General features: G+C 70.8%; 18 protein-coding genes. 10 read left to right on the forward strand and 8 right to left on the reverse strand.

Annotated elements, in window-relative coordinates:
- The first annotated feature begins 226 nt into the window (after nt 1-226).
- The 4 genes from ABZ078_RS21365 to ABZ078_RS21380 all read left to right on the forward strand — a co-directional run bounded on the left by ABZ078_RS21365 (nt 227) and on the right by ABZ078_RS21380 (nt 7,265).
- The gene (locus ABZ078_RS21365; protein ID WP_356577373.1) at nt 227-1,030 is read left to right on the forward strand and encodes an MBL fold metallo-hydrolase; all 804 of its coding nucleotides are present in this window, start codon (nt 227-229) and stop codon (nt 1,028-1,030) included.
- Between the two features lie 380 nt (nt 1,031-1,410).
- On the forward strand, nt 1,411-2,220 hold the full coding sequence (locus ABZ078_RS21370; RefSeq protein ID WP_356577375.1) for a calcium-binding protein: 810 nt from the start codon (nt 1,411-1,413) through the stop codon (nt 2,218-2,220).
- 81 nt (nt 2,221-2,301) lie between these two features.
- Entirely contained in the window at nt 2,302-6,498 is a 4,197-nt protein-coding gene (locus ABZ078_RS21375) for a CHAT domain-containing protein (RefSeq protein WP_356577377.1), read from the forward strand.
- Entirely contained in the window at nt 6,495-7,265 is a 771-nt protein-coding gene (locus ABZ078_RS21380) for a hypothetical protein (protein WP_356577379.1), read from the forward strand. Before ABZ078_RS21375 ends, ABZ078_RS21380 begins: the two co-directional genes overlap by 4 nt.
- Nucleotides 7,266-7,348: 83 nt before the next feature.
- Here ABZ078_RS21380 and ABZ078_RS21385 read toward each other — a convergent pair whose 3' ends face one another.
- Entirely contained in the window at nt 7,349-7,996 is a 648-nt protein-coding gene (locus tag ABZ078_RS21385; RefSeq protein ID WP_356577381.1) for a TetR family transcriptional regulator, read from the reverse strand.
- A 174-nt stretch (nt 7,997-8,170) separates the two neighbouring features.
- On the opposite strand from ABZ078_RS21385, the gene ABZ078_RS21390 reads away from it, so the two are divergent.
- The 3 genes from ABZ078_RS21390 (at nt 8,171) to ABZ078_RS21400 (ending at nt 10,318) form a co-directional block, all read left to right on the forward strand.
- The gene (locus ABZ078_RS21390; RefSeq protein ID WP_356577383.1) at nt 8,171-8,560 is read left to right on the forward strand and encodes a VOC family protein; all 390 of its coding nucleotides are present in this window, start codon (nt 8,171-8,173) and stop codon (nt 8,558-8,560) included.
- Between the two features lie 190 nt (nt 8,561-8,750).
- Nucleotides 8,751-9,188, forward strand: coding sequence for an NfeD family protein (locus ABZ078_RS21395; RefSeq protein WP_356577385.1), 438 nt, complete (start codon nt 8,751-8,753; stop codon nt 9,186-9,188).
- A 29-nt stretch (nt 9,189-9,217) separates the two neighbouring features.
- A complete protein-coding gene (locus ABZ078_RS21400; RefSeq protein WP_356577386.1) occupies nt 9,218-10,318 on the forward strand; it encodes an SPFH domain-containing protein in 1,101 nt (366 codons plus the stop codon).
- A 177-nt stretch (nt 10,319-10,495) separates the two neighbouring features.
- Here ABZ078_RS21400 and ABZ078_RS21405 read toward each other — a convergent pair whose 3' ends face one another.
- Nucleotides 10,496-10,954 (reverse strand): M14 family zinc carboxypeptidase, encoded by a 459-nt coding sequence (locus tag ABZ078_RS21405; RefSeq protein WP_356577387.1) that lies wholly within the window; start codon nt 10,952-10,954, stop codon nt 10,496-10,498.
- Between the two features lie 121 nt (nt 10,955-11,075).
- Between ABZ078_RS21405 and ABZ078_RS21410 the strand changes: the two genes are divergently transcribed.
- A complete protein-coding gene (locus tag ABZ078_RS21410; RefSeq protein WP_356577389.1) occupies nt 11,076-11,942 on the forward strand; it encodes a hypothetical protein in 867 nt (288 codons plus the stop codon).
- Here the strand turns inward: ABZ078_RS21410 and ABZ078_RS21415 are convergent.
- From ABZ078_RS21415 to ABZ078_RS21435, 5 genes are all read right to left on the reverse strand, one after another.
- A complete protein-coding gene (locus ABZ078_RS21415) occupies nt 11,923-13,200 on the reverse strand; it encodes a HAMP domain-containing sensor histidine kinase (RefSeq protein ID WP_356577391.1) in 1,278 nt (425 codons plus the stop codon). The genes ABZ078_RS21410 and ABZ078_RS21415 overlap by 20 nt on opposite strands.
- Nucleotides 13,201-13,325: 125 nt before the next feature.
- Nucleotides 13,326-13,988, reverse strand: coding sequence for a response regulator transcription factor (locus ABZ078_RS21420; protein ID WP_356577392.1), 663 nt, complete (start codon nt 13,986-13,988; stop codon nt 13,326-13,328).
- A complete protein-coding gene (locus tag ABZ078_RS21425) occupies nt 13,942-14,703 on the reverse strand; it encodes a phosphatase PAP2 family protein (RefSeq protein ID WP_356577394.1) in 762 nt (253 codons plus the stop codon). The genes ABZ078_RS21420 and ABZ078_RS21425 overlap by 47 nt, the downstream gene beginning before the upstream one ends.
- Nucleotides 14,700-15,305, reverse strand: a complete 606-nt coding sequence (locus ABZ078_RS21430; protein ID WP_356577396.1) for a phosphatase PAP2 family protein — start codon at nt 15,303-15,305, stop codon at nt 14,700-14,702. Before ABZ078_RS21430 ends, ABZ078_RS21425 begins: the two co-directional genes overlap by 4 nt.
- Nucleotides 15,302-16,006: a DedA family protein gene (locus ABZ078_RS21435; protein ID WP_356577398.1), complete on the reverse strand. Its 705-nt coding sequence runs from the start codon at nt 16,004-16,006 to the stop codon at nt 15,302-15,304. Before ABZ078_RS21435 ends, ABZ078_RS21430 begins: the two co-directional genes overlap by 4 nt.
- 134 nt (nt 16,007-16,140) lie before the next feature.
- On the opposite strand from ABZ078_RS21435, the gene ABZ078_RS21440 reads away from it, so the two are divergent.
- Both ABZ078_RS21440 and ABZ078_RS21445 read left to right on the forward strand, forming a co-directional pair.
- Nucleotides 16,141-16,512 (forward strand): BlaI/MecI/CopY family transcriptional regulator, encoded by a 372-nt coding sequence (locus tag ABZ078_RS21440; RefSeq protein ID WP_356577400.1) that lies wholly within the window; start codon nt 16,141-16,143, stop codon nt 16,510-16,512.
- Entirely contained in the window at nt 16,509-17,441 is a 933-nt protein-coding gene (locus ABZ078_RS21445; RefSeq protein WP_356577402.1) for a M48 family metalloprotease, read from the forward strand. The genes ABZ078_RS21440 and ABZ078_RS21445 overlap by 4 nt, the downstream gene beginning before the upstream one ends.
- 13 nt (nt 17,442-17,454) lie before the next feature.
- Here ABZ078_RS21445 and ABZ078_RS21450 read toward each other — a convergent pair whose 3' ends face one another.
- The gene (locus ABZ078_RS21450; RefSeq protein ID WP_356577403.1) at nt 17,455-17,643 is read right to left on the reverse strand and encodes a hypothetical protein; all 189 of its coding nucleotides are present in this window, start codon (nt 17,641-17,643) and stop codon (nt 17,455-17,457) included.
- Nucleotides 17,644-17,705 lie beyond the last annotated feature (62 nt).

The following is a 17,705-nucleotide window of genomic DNA, read 5'->3' on the forward strand; positions in this document are numbered from 1 at the left end:
CCCAGCGCGTCCGCGGCCACCTCCAGGAACGCGCCCCGCACGTTCAGGCTCTCCTGCTGGCCCGCGAGCGGCGGCGGCTTGTCCGGCGTCGGGACGCCTGTTCCTGGACCTCGATGGATCATTTCCTCAGTCGGCCAAACCAAAGAGCCGCCAAGCCGCCCATCGGCCCTGGTTGACAGTCGATGACCAGTTCTGCGGAGCCGCCGCCGATGGCACCATCTGTGGGATGCCCCCTTCCCTTCAGGTCGGTCCGTACACCGTCATCGCGCTCGCCGACGGCGCGGGCCCCTTCTTCTCCCCGAGGTCGGAGGCGTTCCCCGGCGCCACCACCGAGCAGTGGGCGGCGGCCGACCGGCTCGATCCCGGCGCGCTCGACGCCGACGGGCGCTGGTGGCTCCAGTTCCGCGCGTTCGCGATCCGCAGCGACCAGGGCGTGACGCTGGTCGACGCGGGGATCGGTCCGGCCGACAGCCCGGCGGCCTCGTGGGCGCCCGTGCCCGGGGTGCTCCCGGCTTCGCTGGCCGCCGCGGGTATCGAACCGTCCGAAGTGGACACCGTGGTGCTCACGCACCTCCACACCGACCACGTGGGCTGGGCCGTCGTGGGCGGCGAGCAGACGCGGCCGTTCTTCCCGAACGCCGCATACCTGTTGCAGCAGGCCGAACTCGACGCGATCGAGGAGGTCAACCCGCAGCTGCGGTCCGCTGTGATCGACCCGCTCCGCAAGACCGACCAGCTACGGCTGCTCGACGGCGACACCCCGCTGCGCAGCGGCGAGCGCGTGTGCGCCACGCCCGGTCACACGCCCGGGCACCAGAGCGTACTCGTCGCGTCCGGGCGCGAACTGGTCGCCGTCACCGGTGACCTGCTCGTGCACGCGATCCAACTGCTCCACCCCGAACTCGCCTACACCCACGAGATGGACCCTGAACAGGCAAGGGCCTCAAGGGAACAGGTGCTCCTCAGCAGCGCCGCCGACACCCTCTACCTCGCGACCCCGCACCTGAGCGAACCGTTCGTCGCCCGCTGACCCGCCCGGTGGGGCCCGGGCGCTCCGCGAGCGGTTCGGCGTAGAGGGAAGGACGATCGCCTACGGCCTCGGCCTGCACCGTGACGTTTCCGCACGCAGGCGCGCTGGACAGTGCGGACCAGTCTGTGGGACGGCTGTGCCTGAACCACGGCAACGTGATCTGGGGGACGAAGGTGCTACCTCGTGCAGTACGTCATCGACGCTCGCTGAAGCGACGTGCTCCTGCCGGGGTTCCTGTCGCCGCGGCGGCGTGGACGTCGGCACACGACGTACCGGCGCCCGTCCCGTACACGATCAAGTCCGTCACCCGTCCCTGACCGGCTTCCACTGCCCGCTGGGCGGGTTCCCGATCTTCCCTCTCCCCTCCGTGAAGGAGATACATGCGCAAGCGTGCTGCCCGTGCTCTGCTCAGTTCCGTCGCCGCGGCCGCGCTGGCCGGCTTCGCCGTCCCCGGTGCCTACGCGGACGAGGCCCAGGACGACGTCCACATCAGCAACGTCCTCTTCGACGGTGGCAAGGACATCGTGGTGGATGTCTACGCCAAGACGGTCACGGTCTCAGGCACCTTCACCCACCCGTCGGGCATCCAGGACGCGGACTTCGTCCTGTGGCGTGGACCGGATGGTGCGAACCCCTACGAGACCTACGACGACCGCATCGTGTCGAACCAGTACTACTCACACGCGGACTGCGTCGCCTCCAGTGCCACCACCTCCACCTGCTCGCAGACCTTCAGCCTCGAACCGGACTGGAAGTACGGCGGCACAGCGCTCACCAACGCTCACGCCGGCACCTGGAAGGTCAGTGTGCAGGGCGTGGCCAATGACGACAGCTGGACCCACACGGCGAGCTACACGACGACTCGTCTGCAGCGGCACTCCAAACTCACCGTGAACGCGAGCCCGGAGCCGATCGCCAAGGACCGGCCCCTCACCGTCACCGGCAAGCTCAGCCGGGCCAACTGGGACACGCTCGATTACCGGGGTTACACCAACCAGCCGGTCAAGCTCCAGTTCCGCAAGGCCGGGACCACGACCTACACCACCGTCAAGACCGTGTACACCTCCAGCACCGGCATCCTGACGACCACGGTCCCCGCATCCGAAGACGGCTACTGGCGCTGGAACTTCGCCGGTACCTCCACCACCCCCGCCGTCAAGGCGACCGGCGACTTCGTGGACGTGCAGTAACCCGGGCACGCTGTGGGCCTGATCGGGAGGCCCCTCGGGGCGCCGTCACTACGATGAGTACTCCGACGGATGGGGGGATTCGTGGTGGACGCGCGTCTGGGTGAACTGGCCGCCCGGGTACGTGAGTTCGGCGACGGCGGAGATCCGCAGCGTGTGCTCGAAGACGGCGCCGCGGCTGTCGCGGCGGACCTCTTCGCCTCGGTGGGCGGGCGCCCCGAAGAGGCCGACCCCGATGTGCTGCACACCATTGCCGCGTTCTACTGGGCCCGTTCCCTGGCGCACAGGGGCGGGCCCCTCGCTGCCCGGGACCTTGAGACAGCGATCGGTGTATTCGGCCTGCTCTACCTGGTCGATCACCGACGAGTGCCGCGTGAGCTGTGGCCCCGGCTCGCCGAGGAGACCGGATACGACCCGTGGAGCGACCCGCTGGAACATGCGGCAGATCTGGTCGTCGACGCCGAGGAGACAGGTGACGCGGCTGCCCTCGACCAGGCCATCGGTCTGCTCGAGACCGTCGCCGACCGCGATGACAACGCGTACCGGGACACGGTCCACGGCCTCGCGCTCCAGCACCGCGCGGCGCTGCCCGACCGCCCCGTGGCGGAACGGAGCGCCGACGCGGATGCCGCGGTGCACCTGCTGGGCGCTGTGGCCGCTCTCCCGGAGCCGTCCGCCGTACGGCGTGCGAGCCGCGGAACATCCTTCGCCGGTGCCCTCGTACGACGCTTCGAGGTCACAGGGAAGGTCGGGGATCTCGTCCGCGCCGAAGGGGTCTACCGGGACGTTCTCGCGGATGCCCCCACGCACGCGGGTGCGGCGGCCGGCCTGGGTTCGGCTCTGGGCCGTCGCGCTGAAGCAGCGGAAGCCACAGGTGGGGGCGAGGACAGCGTCGTACCCGTGCTGCGGGAAGCGGCCAGGTGGCTGCGCCAGGCGGTCGACCTCACGGACGGCGCCCATCGCGAGGCGCACCTGGCCAACCTGAGCAGGGTCATGAGGCTTCTTCTAGAGCGGACCTCCCGCGCCAGGAGGGCCAGGGCGGTTGCGCAGTCCGACGACGCCGTTGCGGCCGAGGCCGACCGAGCGGACCTCCCGGAAGGTCCTGCGGCCCGTCCGGAGGATCCCGTGGTCCGGCACCAGGTGGAAACCCTGGCCGGTCTTGCCGCGCACCTCTCGGCGCGGGTGGTGACCGAGAGCGAGGCCCTACGCCGAGTGAAGGAGCCGTCCCTCGAACTCTCTGAGGCCGCCGTGGGCTCCGTGGTGCTCGATGCCTTGCGTTTCGTACAGGACGGCACCCCGCGCCATGCGATGCCGGCGCTGACCCTCGCTCTGGAGGCCGCCCGCTCCCGGTGGGGTGCCGGACACGGAACGCCCTGGTGGTGGGCGGCCGACGCCTACGTCGAAGCAGGACGGCTCGCGCTGACAGACATGGCCGACGGGCTGATCTTCCGCCGCGCCTGTGCCGTGGCGGACGAACAGATCGCCGTTCTGCGCGACAGCGGCCGCGCCGAGGACATCGCCGAACTCGCCGAAACACTGTTCGCCGCGGGACTGCTGCGGGTCAGCCCGTATCTGGGGAACATGTCGGGACTGTCCTTCGAGTCGGCGCATGCCCTGTGGCGTGAACGCCAAGCTCGGCACCGCTCGATCCATCCCGACGATTCCGTCGCACCGGACGCCGCTCAGATGCCCCCTCCACTGGTCGCCGCCGAGGAGGCGGTCCGGTATCTGCGCGAGGCCGCCGGCCTGTCGCGCGGGCACGAGCGGGGGCGTGTCCTCAAGGCGTTGGCCGAAGCCCTGTCCATGGTCTCCGGTCTCAAGCGCGAGTCGCGCGAGTCGCGCGGGTCTCGTGAGTCTCGTGAGTCGCCTGAGTCGCCTGAGTCGCCTGAGTCGCCTGAGTCAGGTGACGAGGAGATCCGGGCGGTCGCCCGTGAGGCGTTCGACCTGCTGGACCCGGTCCGGGACCCCCTCACCCAGCTGTACCTGCTGAGAGTCCTGTGCCTGCTGGATGAGCTCTCGCTGCCCGGTGATCTTCAGGACGTGCTGCCCGTGCCGCTTGCCGCTGTCCGAGACGGACACGGGATACGCGAGGCCGCGAGCGTCTTCGCCGAGGCGCTCGCGCTCGCGGAGCAGGCCCGCCGGCCGGACCTGGAGTTCCAGCTGATCCAGGCCGCGGACCGCGAGCTCCCGGACCTGCCCACGGACGCCTGCCGTCGCCGCCGCTGGGCCAGTGAGGTGCACTGTCTGGCGGGCAATCGGCTGGGCTGCTTCGCGGGGCCGATCCGGGTGGAGGACGCGGCGGACCGGCTCCGCGACCGCGCGGACGAAGAGGGCTGGCCCCCCGAGGAGCGTGCGGCGACCCTCATCCACCTCGCCGCACACGCCCGGGGAAACGAGGAGGAGCACCTCGGCCGCGCGCTGACCGCGCAGGCGCGGGAGCTGGCTCCGGAGCTGTGCCGCCGGTGCGGTCCCGCACTGGACTACCTCGACGGCACACTCTCGTACGACATGGGGCTGCGCATGTCGGGGACGGGACAGGAGGCCCTCGCCGCACGTCACTTCGCCGACGCACTCGCCGCCTACGCCCTGTGCGACCAGACCGATATGGCGCTGAACAGCCTCGACGCCGCGCTGCGCGGTGCGCTGGCAGCCGACGAGAGCAGCGCCGGAGCGGCCGTGGCGGCACTGATCCCCGCCGCCGTATGGCTGCGGGGCGGCACCGACGAAGTCATCGGCTGGAAGCTCCGGGACCTGTACCAGCAGCTGATCCTCAAACTGAGCGGACCCACCCTCTCCTATGGCCTGATGCTGGCGATTCACCAAGCTGCCAAGGGAATCGACTTCACGGTCAGCACCGAACGGCCCGGCCCGTTCACACCCTCCGCCAGGCTCTCGCGACTACTGGACCGCGTCCGCGCGGACGAGATGCGGCTGTCCGGACCGCTGAACGAGCCCGAACTGCCGGGCCCCGAAGAGGCCATGCTCTTCTACGTGGGCACCGGTGAGTCCGAACTCGGGAGCGACGCCGAAACGGAGCACCGCAACGCGCAGCGTGCCGCGGACCGGTGGATCAGCGAGGAACTCCTCGCCACGGGCCGCACGGACCACATACCGATGATGTTCCCCGACGAGTTGCAGGCACTCCTGAGCGAGGACACGGTGCTGCTCTCGCTGTATCTCGGCCACGCCCGCCGGGAGGGCACCGAGGCGCCGGTGACCGCTCTGTCCGGCATGGCGGTGACCCGCGAGGACATGCAGCACCACACCGTGCTCCTGACGGATTTCGAAGCCGGGCTCATCCGCTTCACGAAGGCGGAGCTCTCTCTCTCGACCCACCCGGTGGCATTCCACGTCGCCGCCCTACGCCGGGCCGTCGTCGCGGACCCGCTGCACCGGCCCGTCAGCCGTGCGGCGCAGCGGCAGCTCAGGGAGGACAGCTTCTCCCATCTGGCGGGCTTCACCGCTTCACTGGACGGCTGGCGGGCACAGGGGAAGCGGCATCTGTGCATCTGGCCCAACGGCCCACTGCATTACCTCCCTTACCACCTGCTGGAGGTCAACGGCCGTCCCCTTGCCGAGGACTGGACCGTCACTCAGGTACCGAGCCTGGGCTTCCTCCGCGCGCGGGCGCCCGGCCTCCACCGCCCGCCCGGGCGCGGCCTCATCGCCTTCGCGTCCGCGGCCGGGGGCACCGCGCAGGGCCTCCTCGCACAGGACGCCCTGGAAACACACGCGGCCCAGGTCGCCGTGGCGATGGGCGGTCACGTGGTGCTGGGCGCCGCGGCGACACCGCGGCGACTGCTCGGCGAACTCGCCGACGCACGGTACGTCCACGTGGCCGCGCACGGGGCGCACAACGAGTGGGCGTCGTGGTACCAGTGCCTGTTCCTGTCGCCGGACCCGGACAACGACGGTCGCGTTTTCGCCCACGACCTTCTCCAGGCCGACCTGCGGGGAGTCGAACTCGTGACGCTGAGTTCCTGCGAATCAGCCCTGGGCCGGTTCGACGTCAACGACAATCTGCGCGGTCTGCCCGCCGCGTTCCTGTCCGCCGGCGCCTCGGCCGTCATCGGATGCCTGTGGCCGGTCCACCCAGAGGTGGCCACGGATTTCTTCGGAACGCTCTACGAGCGCCTCGCGCACGCACCGGACCGACGGGCCGCCTTCCGCGCCGCGCAGTCGGCCGTCCGCGGCCGCCATCCGGCATTCCGGGACTGGGGCTCGTTCTGCTTCATCGGCGACTGGCGCCATTCTGATTCGAACCACGGAGCTGCCTCGTGACCCATCTGGACCTGCCCCTGACCCCGCTGCACGAGATCGACCTGGTGGAGGTGCCCCGGCTGCAGACACCTTCCCCGCAGCACCGCGTCGAAGGACGGGTCTCGCTGAGCACCGCGGTCGTCCACCCACTGACGGCGGAGGAGGCAGCCGCGGGCGAAGCGGAATGGCTCGGCTTCCTGACCGCGGAGGCGTCGCACAGCGACTATCTCCTCCTGAGCCTCACATGCGCCTTCCGCCCACCGGCGAACGGTGACCCTTTCGCCGACGCCGCCATCGGCGTTCTCCTGGAGTCCCCTGACGAGCCCGCGGACCGCCAGCCGATCGCTTGGTCGATCTCTCCCAGGAAGCGCTCGTACCCGGTGGAACGGGCAGCCACCATCGCGCTCAGCGCGAAGCTCGCCATCGTCGAGTCCACCCTCGAACTCACCCCCGGCCAGGGCCGGGAGGATCTCTTCGTCATCGGAATGGGCGAAAGGGACAGCGACCCGGAGTGGCGCATCCAGGCGACCGGCCGTCACCCTCTGATCGGCGACGAAACCTTCACAGTGATCGTCAAGGCCCCGGCCGGCGCTCCCGTTCAGGCCCACGTGACGGTGGCGGCCACCATCAAGCATCGGCGATTCGGCCTGATTCCCTACCGAGCGGACCTCCCCGCCTCGCTGCGGACCATCGACCTGCGACGCCGGACAGACCGGCAGGACCGGCAGGACCGGCAGGACCGGCGAGACCGGAACACAACTGCTGCCTTGCCCGGGAGCGGCGCCTGAAACCGCTGGGAGTCGTGACTCACCGGCCGGCCCCTCGCGCTCAGCGGTCATCGGTGGACCTGGGCATGGGCCGAGCGGCGGACTCAGGCGGTGGCGTAGTCGGACAGGGCGGGTTCCACCAGGTCGAAGGCTTGGCGGGCTTCGGTGGCGATGGCCTGGGCGATCCGGTCGTTTGGGTGCCCTGCGAGAGTGAGCTCCTGGATGCGGTGGAACAGAACACGGTGGAGGGCGCCCAGCAGTCCGGCGGCGGTCCGAACGGTGATGTCGTCGGGCTGAGCGCCGGTGGCCTCGGCAAGAGCCTGGGCGAGTTGGTGTTCGCGCTGGTCGTGCAGGCCGCGCAGGCAGGCGCTCAGGGTGGGGCTGTCGGCGATCATGCGGGCGAACTCCTGGCCGGAGAACCCGGCGACCGGGTCCTGGGCCGCGACGGCGTCGCTGAATGCCCGGCGCAGTGCGGCCAGCGCTGATTCCCCCTGCTGACGAGCGGCGACCGCGTGGGCCAGGGAGGCGGCGAACTGCTCCTGGTGGTCCAGGGCAAGTTCTTCCTTGCGGGCGAAGTAGTTCGTAACGGTCTTCTTGGCGACGCGTGCGGCGGCGGCGATCTCGGCGATGGTCGTCTGCTCGAAGCCCTGGGCGATGAACAGCCGGGTCGCGTGGTCGGAGATGAGCTGTCGGGTCTCCTGCTTCTTCGCCTCGCGCAGTCCGGTGGCGGGGGCGTTCGTCTGGGTGGCCATGGCGCAATTCTATCCTCGTCGTAATTTTACGTTGACACCCTGCTGTCTCTCGACATAAGTTTACGTCGGTAGCAAGTTTACGGCCGCAGGGCGCCGCACGCTGCGTGGCGCATCCGCAACTTCCCCCGTCCTCGCAGCAGTTGACCCCGCCCACACCGCACCCAGGGAGCCCTCGTGCAGTTCACCACCTCCACCGTCTCGTTGACCGTTGACGACGTCACCGCTTCTCAGGAGTTCTTCACCGCCCATCTCGGCTACACCGTCCGGCAGGCCGCCGACGGCTTCGCATCACTCACGCGCGACGACGCGGTCGACATCGTCCTGCTCGCTCGCGGCATCGAGGTGCTGCCGCCCGAGCAGCGTGACCAGCGCGCCGGCGGCCTCATCCTGGCCTTCACCGTCGCCTCCGGCCTGCAGGAGCAGGAGAAACGGCTGCGCGACGCCGGAGTCCAGATCACCATGCCGCTGCGTAAGGAGCCCTGGGGCGAATGCCTGTTCCAGGTCACCGATCCCAACGGAGTCATCGTCCAGTTCGTCGAGTGGGCTGCTCCCGAGCACGGCTGACACCTCCCCACCCAAAGGACAGCGCTCCCAGCCTGGGAAGCGACGACGCTCGGGCGACCGGGCTGCGCGCAGGTACCGCAGCCGATCAGGGCGAGCCGTCGATGATCAAGAGCCGCGGCTGTATGTCTCTGTCTGCCCGACGTCCCGGAAGGTAGCTTGGTGGAGAAGGCCCCTGAAGGAGGGCGATTCCATGCCGTGGTTCGTATGGCTGCTCGCCGCCGCAGCGCTGGGTGCCGCGGAGTTCTTCACCCTGACACTGTTCTTCGGACTGCTGGCCGGCGCCGCGTTGGTCGCCGCCGTGGTCGCCGGCGTGGGCATCGGCCTTCTCGGCCAGCTCGTGGCCCTCGGAGCGGCAGCGGCGGTCGGCCTGGTCATCGTCCGTCCTGTCGCGCTGCGGCATATGACACAGCAACCCCTCATGCGCGAGGGCAGTGACGCGCTGATCGGCAAGCGGGCCGAGGTCATGCAGGAGGTCACCGCGACCCGCGGCCTGATCAAACTCTCCGGCGAGGAATGGTCCGCCCGCGCCCTCGACGAGAGCCTCGTGATCCCGGTGGGAGCGCTGGTGGATGTCATGGAGATCGAGGGCGCCACGGCCATCGTCTACCCCCGCGAACTCCTCCCATGAACGGCTGAACCCGTAGCAATGGAGGCACTGTGGATCCAGTTGTCATCCTCACTCTCGTGGCGGCCCTTGTCGTCGTCTTCCTCGTGGCCTCCACTGTGCGGATCGTCCCGCAGGCGCGCCGCTACAACATCGAGCGGTTCGGCCGGTATCGCCGGACGCTGCAACCCGGCCTGAACCTGGTGCTGCCGGTGGCGGACCGGATCAACACCAAACTCGACGTGCGCGAGCAGGTCTATTCGTCCGACCCCAGGCCGGTGATCACCGAGGACAACCTCGTGGTGAACATCGACACCGTGCTCTACTACCAGATCACCGACCCGCGGGCGGCTGCCTACGAGGTCGCCGACTACCTCCAGGCGATCGATCAGCTCACCGTGACCACGCTGCGCAACGTCATCGGCAGCATGGACCTGGAGGAGACGCTCACCTCGCGCGAGGAGATCAACTCCCGGCTCCGCGCCGTCCTCGACGACGCCACCGGCAAGTGGGGCATCCGGGTCAACCGCGTCGAGATCAAGGCCATCGATCCACCGCACACCATCAAGGAGGCGATGGAGAAGCAGATGCGGGCCGAGCGTGACAAGCGCGCGGCCATCCTGCACGCCGAAGGGGAGCGGCAAGCCAAGATCCTCACCGCGGAAGGCACGAAGCAGAAGGACATCCTGGAGGCCCAGGGCACGCAACAGGCCATGATCCTGCGGGCGGACGGCGAGGCGAAGGCGGTGGAGCTCGTCTTCCAGGCCGTCCATCGCAACAACGCCGACCCCAAGGTCCTGGCCTACAAGTACCTTGAGACGCTCCCGCACTTGGCGAGCAGCGACAACAACACCTTCTGGGTGATCCCGGGGGAGCTGACCGAGGCGGTGCGGACCGTCACCCGTGCGTTCGGTGACCAGCCGACGGCAGGCCCTCCCACTGTGCAACCTGAGGAGGCAGCCACCGCCGACGCTGACGACACTTCGGACGAAAACCGGATGCCGCAGCTCGGGGCGGGCTCAACGGTTTCCCTCGACGCCGCCGCGGCCGCTGACGAGGCCGAGAAACAGGCCGCCGCCGCGGTGAGCGATGCCAAGGCGGAGGCCGAGGCCGCGAAGTCGTCCCAGGTGCCGCGCCATGAACCCGGAAGGTGATCAGCGCTGCTGGTGATCGCCGGGTGTCTCGGCCATCGGGTTCCGTTCCGTGACGCCCGTGACGCCTGGACCAGGTGGGTGTGGCGAAGGTCTTCTTCAGGCGCAGCCTGGCTCCGGCGGGCGCCTTGCCGGTGATGACCGAGTGCGCCGCCGGGTCGACGGCGTTCTCCAGCGCGATCAGGAACGCCTCACGGTTGCCCTTCGCGGCCGCGTCCGGCGGATCGCCGAGGGGCAGGCCGTCGGGACCGGTGGTGTCGGGCGCGACGCCGTTCGGGCGCAGCACCAGATTGGAGAAGGTGTGGTTGGTGATGAGCAGAAACCGCCGTAGTTGCGGTTGGGGTCGACGCCCGCGCCGAAGCCGCCGGGGCTGCTCGCGAGGGCGCACTCGTTCGCGAGCGGGGCCATGCCGTCGGCCGTACGGCAGTTCTTGCGCTTGTAGGCGTTGCCGGGCGTGGCGAGGATCGAGCCGGTGCCGCCCTCGTCGACGGGGCGCAGATCGACCAACTGCCCGTCGCTGAAGGACGTCTCGAACCCGTCGACGTTGACCACGGGTACGACGATCACCCGTGCCTTCTTCAGCAGGGAGGTGATGCGCTCGTCGCTGCCGTAGCGGCGGCGGCGGGCTTCCGCTCGCAACACTGGCCACCATGGAGCTGGGTGAGCTCGGCGGCGGGCCACGGCGACTCATCCTTGCGCCGACACTTGCCGACGTGCCGGTCAGGATGTGTTCAGGGAGCCGGTGGCACCGTCGGGTCCCATGGCATACGAGATATCCGAGACTCCACGAACCCCCGCCGCCCACGCCCCCGCCTCGGCCCCGGTCGGCCACCGTCTGCGCTGGAACAAGGTGCCCGAAGTCACCGTGTACTTCTGGGTGATCAAGGTGCTCTGCACGACGGTCGGCGAGACGGCGGCCGACATGCTGAACGAGAAGCTGGGCCTGGGCCTGACCGGTGTGTCGTTGCTGATGAGCGTGCTGCTCGCGGCGGCGCTCGTCTGGCAGTTCCGTACGACCGCCTACCGAGCCGGCGTGTACTGGCTGGCCGTGGCGTTGATCAGCGTCGTCGGCACACTGATCAGCGACAACCTCACCGACAACCTCGGTGTGCCGCTGGAGTTGAGTACGACGGTGTTCGCGCTCGTCCTCGCTGTCGTGTTCGTCGTCTGGTACCGGCGTGAGCGGACCTTGTCCATCCACAGCATCGACAGCCTCGGCCGCGAGTCGTTCTACTGGCTCGCGGTGCTGTTCACCTTCGCGCTGGGCACGGCGGCCGGTGACCTGGTCGCCGAGCGCATGGCACTCGGCTACTGGGTGTCGGCGCTCCTGTTCGCCCTCGCGATCGGCGCGGTCGCCGTGGTGCACTTCGCGCTCGGCCTCGACGCCGTGTGGAGCTTCTGGATCGCCTACGTCCTCACCCGGCCGCTCGGCGCCTCGGTGGGCGACTACCTGTCGCAGCCGACCGCGGACGGCGGCCTCGGCCTGGGCGCGGTGGTCACGAGTGTGCTGTTCCTCGCCGTCATCCTCGGCCTTGTCGTTTTCCTGACGGTGACGCGGAAGGACGTCACAGAGCCCGCCGCCGGGGACACCTCCGAGCGGGGGACGGTCATCCGGCGGGCAGGCTGATCACGAACCCCGCCCCGGGTGTGTGGCCGGAGCCGTGGGCCACCTCACCTCCGGCGGTGCGGGCCAGGCGTCGTGCGAGCGGCAGCCCCAGGCCCGCCCCGCCGTGCCCGTCGGAGGGATCGGCACGCCGCCCCGGCTGGAACAGCTGCCCGGCGAACGACGGCGGTACGCCGGGACCGTCGTCGGTGATGTCGATGCGTACGCCGTCCGGCTGCCGGCTCGCCACCACGGTGATGTGCGAGCGCGCGTACCGCAGGGCGTTGTCGAGGACAGGACTGACGATGCGTTCGAGGAGCGCGGGCGGCACGCCGGCTTCCAGACCCGGGGGCGTGACGTCGACGACGACCTTCACGTGTCCGGGGATCCCCAGACGTTCGGTGAGCGGGCGCAGCACGGACAGGACGTCGGCGGTTCCCGGTGCGGTGGAGGCGCTGCTGCCCCGGGCGTCGTCCAGCAGGGTGTCGCAGATCGTGCGCATGGTCTGGGCGGCGTCGGTGATGGCCGCGTGGGTGGCCCGGGTGTCGGCGTCCGAGCGGGGCCGGGACTGCCACCAGTCGAGTTCGGCGATGATCCGGCTGAGCGGGGTGCGCAGTTCGTGGGACAGCTCTGCGGTGAGCTGCTGCTCGTGGCGCAGTACGGCCCGGATGCGGTCCAGGAGGGCGTCCAACGACCCACCGAGGCGGGCGAGTTCGGTGGGCTGCTCGGCGGCGCCGAAGCGTGCGGTGGAGGCGACGGCGCTCCATCGGGTGGCCTGGTCGGTCATCGTGCGAACGGGACGCAGCGCTCGGCCGACCGCCAGGCGCGTCAGCAGGTAGGTGCAGGCGAGCACGACGGCGTCGAGGGTGAGGGACGCGAGGAGCAGGGTGTCCGCCGAGCTGCGGTAGGGGGACAGGTTCAGGGCGGTGACGACGGCTGCGGCGCTGCCGCCTATGGCCTGCGCACACAGTCGGACGGGGTCGCCTGGGCGCTCAAGGGTGGTGCAGTGCTGCCCGTCCCGTGCGGCGAGCCGGGCGGCGGCGCGGGTGACGGGGCCGGCGGGCGGGGCGGAGGGCGGCCGTTCGAGCAGACGGCTGCCCGCGTAGATCCACACGTTCGTGTCGAGGAGTTCGTCGTTCGAGGTCTCCCGGACTCGTACTCCGTTACGGCCGGTGTCGACGGTGGTGGCGACGGCCGCGGCCCGCGTGCGCAGTTCGTCGTCCGCCTGCCGCTGGAGGCGCTCTCGGACCACGGTGTTGAACACGACGGTGAGGATCACCATCAGGAACGCGGCGGTGGTGAGGGCAACCAGGGAGAGTCGGCCGCGCAGCGTGCGGGGGGGCCAGACGGGCGAGCGGCGGGGAGGCCGCCCGGGAGAGGAGTCCGGTCATCGGGAGAGGAGTCCGGTCATGACAGGCGGTGGCCGATTCCGCGGGCGGTGGTGACGGTCAGTTCGCTGCCGCTGTCGCGCAGCTTGCGGCGCAGCCGGGTCAGGTACTGGTCGAGGGTGTTGTCGCTGACGTGCGCGCCCTCGGGCCAGCCCGCCCTGACCAGTTCGCGGCGGCGTACGAGGGCGCCGGACGCGGCCATGAGCGCGGCCAGCAGGCGGAACTCCGTCGGCGTCAGGTCCACTTCGGCGCCACGTACGGTGAGACGGTGCCGGACGGCGTCGAGGACCAGGTCTGCGGTCGCGGCGGTCGGGCGAGGGCCGGCGCGTCTCACGGCGGCCCGCAGCCGGGCGGCCAGTTCGGCGAGGTGGAAGGGTTTGGGCAGGTAGTCGTCGCCGCCTGCGGAGAACCCGCTGAGCCGGTCGGTGATCCGGTGATGGGCGGTCAGGAAAAGGACCGGGGCCACAAATCCGTTCGCCCTCATCGCCTGGCAGACGTCCCGGCCGTCCGCGTCGGGCAGTCCGACGTCGAGTACGGCCGCGGCCAGGTCGGCGGTGGCCAGGCGCAGGGCGGTCGCCCCGTCCGGCGCGGGCACGGTGTCGAAGTCCTCCTCGCGCAGACCGCGCAGCAGGACGTCACGCAGGGCGTGATCGTCCTCGACGACCAGGATCCTGGGGCGCATGCTCGGCCACCTCCTCCGTCGTGTCTGTCCTGTCTGTCGTCCCGTCCACCGTTGTGCCGCCGGAACCGGCGATGACCTGCTCGGGCGCCCACCTGGCCACGGCGGCGAGGCACAGTCCCAGCCAGCCGATGCCGAACAGCCAGCCGCCGAGGACATCGGTGAACCAGTGCACCCCGAGGTAGACGCGGGTCAGCCCGACCAGCGCGCCCCAGCAGCAGGCGGCGAGCGCCAGCATGGCTTTGCCGCGCGGGCCGCGCACGAGCACCGCGACGACGAGCAGCCCGGCGGTGAGCGCGGCGGTGGTCGCATGGCCGGAGGGGAACGCCCAACCCGAGGCGTGCGTCGCCCACTCCGCCCGGGGCGGACGGGGCCGGGCTGCCAGCCACATCACCCCGTACCGGGCCGCCTGCCCGGTCCCGAGGAAGGCGACGCAGAGGCCGACGGCGAGCAGACGACCGCGTACGGCACGTGCGGCCACGAGGCCCGCCAGTACGGCGAGCACGTACGGCACCACACCCGTGCCGGTGGCGGTGAGCCCACGGGCCAGTGCCACCGCCACGGCCGGGCGGTGTGCCAAGGGCCAGGCGTGGAGGTCCTCGTCCGTGAACAGTGCGGCGCCGTCGCCGCCGACCACGACCAGGGCCAGGAGCCCGAACGCCGTCAGGGCGCCCAGCGCTGTGCAGCCGGCGAGGTCGGCGACGTCCCTGCGGTTCACGGCGCCACCAGCAGCGGACGCAGCCACGTCGCGGCCAGCCGTCGCGCCAGTGCGTCGGGGTGACGGCGCACCAGGGCCGTCAGCAGGAACGCGACGAGAGCCCCGACGAGGCCACCGGCCACGACGTCGTGGGGGTAGTGCGCGCCGACCCAGACCCGGGAGGCGGCCATCGCACAGGCGGCCACCGCCGCGACCGTACCGAGCCGACGGGAGACGAAGAGGAGCGCGACGGCGGCCGCGGCGGCGATGGCCGCGTGATTGCTGGGGAACGACCAGTCACCGGGCGCCGGACACGCCTCCAGCGTCACCACCCGCAGGCTCTGGCAGGGACGATCCTCGCGCACCGCCGACTTCAGCGCGTCGTTCACCGCGTACGCCACCACGACGGTCACCGGCGCGGCCAGCGCGATCAGCGCCGCACGGGCGTCGACGTGCCGAGCCCGCCACCAGCCCACGGCCATGAGGACGGCGAACAACGCGAGCCCGTACGTCGACCAGACCGACACGATGCTGTCCAGCCAGGCCGGGGAGCGGTGGGCGAGGTCCACCACGTCGGTGTAGGCGGAGCCGTCGATCACGGCTCCGTCGAAGGCGAGCATCATCCGCGTGCCTCCTTCGCCCTCGCCCGGCGGGAGCGGGAGAGCTCGGCGGCGAGCGGGAGCAGCGACAGGGCGACGATCAGCGCGACCATCGGGAGCAGGTAGTGGTCCACGTTCGGGACGGAGGAGCCGAGGGCGTAGCCGGCGAGGACCAGGCCCGTGCTCCAGACGAGTCCGCCGGCAACCTGCCACACGGTGAACGTTCGTACGGGCACCCTCAGGGCACCCGCGAGTGGATTGAGCACCGTGCGCACCACCGGGACGAAGCGGGCCAGCACGATCGCCTTCGCGTGCCCGTACCGCGCCAGCAACTCCTCCGCGCGCCGGGCTCCCTGGTGCAGGCGGGGCGAGTCGGTGCGGTCGAGCAGTGCTCCGCCCGCCTTGCGCCCGATCAGATAGCCGCACTGGGAGCCGGCCAGCGTCCCCGCGGCGGCGACGAGCAACAGCGGCGTCAGGGACAGGCGCAGGCCGCCGGGCGCTGTCCCGGTACCCAGCAGTCCGGCGGTGAAGAGGAGAGAGTCGCCGGGCAGGAAGAAGCCGATCAACAGCCCTGTCTCGGCGAACAGCACCACGCCGACACCCAGCACGCCGAAGGCGGTGAGCAGGGACGGGGCGCTCAGAAGATTCACCGCCACCTGCGATGCCGCGGGCGCGGCCGTCGTCGCGAGCCCTGCCAGCCCTGCCAGCCCTGCCAGCCCTGTCATACGCGAGCCCTCTCATACTGGACGCACGGGAGCACGTGACACGGCACGGCACGGCACGACACGGCACCCGACTGACTACAATCGTGTAGACGGTCTACTGCACTGTAGACGATGGCGGGGTGAGGATCGTTCCCATGACCGACGCGAAGGACGAACGCCGACCGGCGGGCGAGCTGGAGGCCAGTGTCATGGCCGCCCTGTGGGCCGCCGGGGGCCCACGCACACCGGGGCAGGTGCAGGCCGACCTGGCCGTGGACCTGGCCCGCACCACCGTCACGACGATCCTGACCCGCCTGCACGACAAGGGCGTCGTCGGCCGCGAGCGGCAGGGCCGCGGCTACGCGTACTTCCCCGTCGAGGACGCCCCCGGCCTCACGGCCCGCCGCATGCACAGCGAACTCGACCGGGACGTCGACCGCCAGACGGTCCTGGCCCGCTTCGTCGCCCGGCTCAGCTCCGACGACGAGCAGATCCTGCGGGAACTCCTCGAATCGGGTGAGCAATGACCGTCCTGCTGCTGGCCGTCCCGTTGCTCCTGCCCTTCGCGGTGAGGCCGCTCGCCGGTCGCACGCTCGACCGCCTCGCCCCCGCCACGGCGCTGTGGACGCTGACCTTCACCGCACTCGTGCTGGCCGGCGCGTCCGTCTGCGCGCTCGGCGCCCTGGTCCTGACCGGCCTGCTCAAGCTGCCCCTGTTCGCCGCGCTCGGTGAACTCGTCCACCCCCTGCACACGCCGCCGGACACCCTCGTCCTTCCCGCGGCCGCCGCGGCCACCGGCGTCCTCACCGTCAGTGCGTGGACGTCGCTGCGCTCGGCCCTGAGCCAGATCCGTGCCTTCCGTACGGCCCGGAGGCAGGCCGACCGCAGCGCCACCGCCGGCGACCTGTGCGTCGTCGACTCACCCCACCCGGACGCCTACGCCCTGCCGGGTCGGCCGCACCGCATCGTCGTCACCACCGGGATGCTCCGCAGCCTCGCCCCCGCCGAGCGCCAGGCCCTCTTCGCCCACGAGCGCGCCCACAACAAGGGCGACCACTACCGATTCCTGCTCGCGGCCGAGCTGGCGGCCCACTGCCACCCCGGCCTGCGCCGTGTCCGCGACGCCGTCCGGCTCGCCGCGGAACGGGCGGCCGACGAAGCCGCCGCCACCGCCGTGGGCGACCGGCAGCTCACCGCCCGTGCCATCGCCCGCGCCGCCCTCGCCTCCCACGCCTCGCCCTCCACACGCCCCGGCTTCGCCTCCGCGGCGACCACCGGCCCCGTCCCCCGGCGAGTCGCGGCCCTCCTCTCGCCTCCGTCGCAACGCCCCCGCAGGGCCTCCTGGATCGCCCTGCTCCTCGCCGCCTGCACGGCGGTCTCCGCGTCCGCCGCGGCGACCGGCGTGATCGTGTTCCATCACGATGTGGAGATCGCACAGGGCGAGGCACCGCGCTGACCGGCGTTCGGCATCACGGTTGCGGTGTGTCGTCCGGCTGGGTGTCGGCGAACTCCCACCAGGCGAGCGGCAGCCAGTCTCCGTCGACGAAGCCGTCGACGGATCCACCGGTGCCTCGTATGGTCACCCGGGTCCCCGCCGGATAACTGGTGCCGGACAGCCCTGACACCGGGACGAGCAACACGCCGAGACGTCGTGTCAAGGTTCTTGATCCTCTCCGAACCATAAGGAAACAGGACTTCGAAGTCCTTAGATGCAAATCAT

Origin of the sequence: Streptomyces sp. NPDC006385, from assembly GCF_040612485.1 — a bacterium.
In the GTDB taxonomy this organism is placed as follows: domain Bacteria; phylum Actinomycetota; class Actinomycetes; order Streptomycetales; family Streptomycetaceae; genus Streptomyces.

What these genes read in the sequence shown, in the direction of transcription:
- ABZ078_RS21365 (WP_356577373.1), top strand. Translation starts at nt 227, where the DNA reads ATGCCCCCTTCCCTTCAGGTCGGTCCGTACACCGTCATCGCGCTCGCC.
- ABZ078_RS21370 (WP_356577375.1), top strand. Translation starts at nt 1,411, where the DNA reads ATGCGCAAGCGTGCTGCCCGTGCTCTGCTCAGTTCCGTCGCCGCGGCC.
- ABZ078_RS21385 (WP_356577381.1), bottom strand. Translation starts at nt 7,996, where the DNA reads ATGGCCACCCAGACGAACGCCCCCGCCACCGGACTGCGCGAGGCGAAG.
- ABZ078_RS21395 (WP_356577385.1), top strand. Translation starts at nt 8,751, where the DNA reads ATGCCGTGGTTCGTATGGCTGCTCGCCGCCGCAGCGCTGGGTGCCGCG.
- ABZ078_RS21410 (WP_356577389.1), top strand. Translation starts at nt 11,076, where the DNA reads ATGGCATACGAGATATCCGAGACTCCACGAACCCCCGCCGCCCACGCC.
- ABZ078_RS21415 (WP_356577391.1), bottom strand. Translation starts at nt 13,200, where the DNA reads ATGGTGATCCTCACCGTCGTGTTCAACACCGTGGTCCGAGAGCGCCTC.
- ABZ078_RS21420 (WP_356577392.1), bottom strand. Translation starts at nt 13,988, where the DNA reads ATGCGCCCCAGGATCCTGGTCGTCGAGGACGATCACGCCCTGCGTGAC.
- ABZ078_RS21430 (WP_356577396.1), bottom strand. Translation starts at nt 15,305, where the DNA reads ATGATGCTCGCCTTCGACGGAGCCGTGATCGACGGCTCCGCCTACACC.
- ABZ078_RS21435 (WP_356577398.1), bottom strand. Translation starts at nt 16,006, where the DNA reads ATGACAGGGCTGGCAGGGCTGGCAGGGCTGGCAGGGCTCGCGACGACG.
- ABZ078_RS21440 (WP_356577400.1), top strand. Translation starts at nt 16,141, where the DNA reads ATGACCGACGCGAAGGACGAACGCCGACCGGCGGGCGAGCTGGAGGCC.
- ABZ078_RS21445 (WP_356577402.1), top strand. Translation starts at nt 16,509, where the DNA reads ATGACCGTCCTGCTGCTGGCCGTCCCGTTGCTCCTGCCCTTCGCGGTG.